1 protein-coding gene is annotated in these 264 nt (G+C 53.4%); it reads left to right on the forward strand.

The window, feature by feature from the left end:
• Positions 1 to 28: 28 nt before the first annotated feature.
• Positions 29 to 264 (forward strand): hypothetical protein (locus tag SB756_RS31250; protein WP_410913389.1); only part of this gene is annotated, 236 nt, incomplete at its 3' end.

Raw genomic sequence — 264 nt, forward strand, 5'->3', positions numbered from 1 at the left:
GTCTTTGATTGTTGAGAAGAGTGCCACCATGAATCGCATTGGAATTGCCACTAGTCGGGGCGTTTTTGCCACTAGTCCGGTTTTTGCGCCGGCCGCCGCCGTCCCATTTTCTCTTCTCTCTAATTCATTGAAAAAGAAGAAGAAAGAATACGTAGAAGGGGCGGAAATTGACCGAAAAGCCATGCCACGAGTCGCGCGCGTTTTGCCACGAGTCGCGGGCGCTGCCTATTTATTAGGCCACGAGTCGGAAGGGGGTGCCACGGG

Source organism: Pseudomonas sp. SIMBA_068, assembly GCF_046534705.1.
Taxonomy (GTDB): Bacteria; Pseudomonadota; Gammaproteobacteria; order Pseudomonadales; family Pseudomonadaceae; genus Aquipseudomonas; species Aquipseudomonas putida.